The following is a 1,742-nucleotide window of genomic DNA, read 5'->3' as shown; positions in this document are numbered from 1 at the left end:
GACGGCCTCGGCACCCTGCTCCCGCGCCCGGGGCAGCCGGTCCGGGTCGTGGTCGACGACCGTGACCCGCGCGCCCGAGGCCCGCAGCAGCCGGGACAGGATGAGCCCCATCGTGCCCGCGCCGACGACGAGGAACCGCTCGCCCACCTCGACGCCGATCCGGCGCAGGCCGTGCACCGCGCACGAGACCGGCTCCACCAGCGCGCCCTGCCGGTCCGTCATGCCCTCCGGCATCCGGTGGCAGGTGGCGGCGGGAACCGCGACGTACTCGGCGAACGCGCCGTCCACGGTGTCGCCCGTGGCACCCCAGTCGGCGCAGAGGTTGCCGCGTCCCGCCCGGCAGGGGCCGCAGGCTCCGCAGAACAGCGACGGGTCGACGGCGACGCGCTCGCCCACCGTGCGCGCCGTCCCCACGTCCGGACCGAGCGCGACCACCTCCCCGGCGAACTCGTGCCCGGGCACGATCGGGTACGGCGTGGGCGGGAAGTGCCCGTCCGCGATGTGCAGGTCCGTGCCGCAGATCCCGCACGCCCCGACCCGGACGACGACCTCCCCCGGCCCCGGCGCCGGATCGGGCACCTCGGCGACCCGCACCGTCCCGGGTTCGTCGACGACCACCGCCCGCATTCCACACCTCCCGCTCATCTGAGCGTGTGATCTGACTCTCACGCTCTGTTGGGCAGAGATTGAACGACTCAACAGCGATGTCCGTCAATGATTCGGCGACGATCCGTTCTATAATGCTCAGATGAGCGCACAGGGGGAAGGATTCGGGCTGGCGGACTCGGTGTGGGCCGCCGGTATGGCCCACCGGTTCTACGTCCGGGGACAGTCCAAGATCGAGATCGCGGAGGAGTTCGGCGTCAGCCGGTTCAAGGTCGCCCGTGTCCTGGACACGGCGCTGCGCACCGGCCTGGTCCGCCTGGAGTACGACCTCGGCGAACCCGTCGACCCGGCACTGTCCGAGGACCTCCGCTCGGCCCACGGACTCCGGCGGGCGTTCGTGCTCGACGACACCGACGGCGGGCGGACCCGGGAGGGGCTGCGCGAGCGTCTCGGCGCCCTGGCCGCGCGGCTGCTCACCGAGACCGTCACCGCCACCGACGTCCTCGGCCTGTCCTGGGCGCGGTCGGTGAACGCGATGGCCGGCAAGATCACGCGACTCCCCCGCTGTCCGGTGGTGCAGTTGTGCGGGGTGCAGACCGGCATGGACCTGCGGGACCGCTCCGTGGAGACGGTCTCCCGGCTGGCCGACGTCTCCGGCGGACCGGCCTACCCGATCTCCGCCCCGCTCGTGCTGCCCGACGCGCACACCGCCGACGTCCTGCGCGGACAACCCGGCATCGCCGACGCGTTCGGCCGGTTCCGCGACCTCACGAAGGCCGTGGTCAGTATCGGCGCGTGGCGGGAGGGCGAGTCCACCGTCTACGACTCGCTCTCCCCCGCCGAACGCGACGCGCTCCGCAACCGCGGCGCGAAGGCGGAGATCGCGGCGCGGCTGTTCGACGCCGACGGCGGCACGCTGTCCACGGGCCTGGACCGGCACGTGCTCGGGATCACCCACGAGGAGCTGCGCCGGGTGCCCGAGGTGGTCGCGCTCGGCTACACGTCCGCGAAGGCCGAGGCCGTCGACGCCGTGCTGCGCTCCGGGCTGGTGTCCACGCTCGTCACCGACGCCGACACGGCGCGGATGGCGCTGGACCTGGCCGCCGCCCGCCCACCCGCGACCGGTGCCGACGGTC

At 73.7% G+C, this 1,742-nt stretch carries 2 protein-coding genes; one reads left to right on the top strand and one right to left on the bottom strand.

Translation table 11 applies throughout. From position 1 onward, the window contains the following. A partial coding sequence (locus ACTIR_RS0113415) for an alcohol dehydrogenase catalytic domain-containing protein (RefSeq protein WP_026454667.1) occupies positions 1-627 on the bottom strand: 627 nt, incomplete at its 3' end. A 121-nt stretch (positions 628-748) separates the two neighbouring features. Between ACTIR_RS0113415 and ACTIR_RS23265 the strand changes: the two genes are divergently transcribed. Further along, positions 749-1,742 (top strand): sugar-binding transcriptional regulator (locus tag ACTIR_RS23265; RefSeq protein WP_065388587.1); only part of this gene is annotated, 994 nt, incomplete at its 3' end.

Source organism: Saccharomonospora iraqiensis subsp. iraqiensis, from assembly GCF_000430445.1.
Taxonomy (GTDB): Bacteria; Actinomycetota; Actinomycetes; order Mycobacteriales; family Pseudonocardiaceae; genus Saccharomonospora; species Saccharomonospora iraqiensis.
Note: the sequence above shows the minus strand (reverse complement) of the source record. Positions and strands in the feature narration are given on the sequence as shown.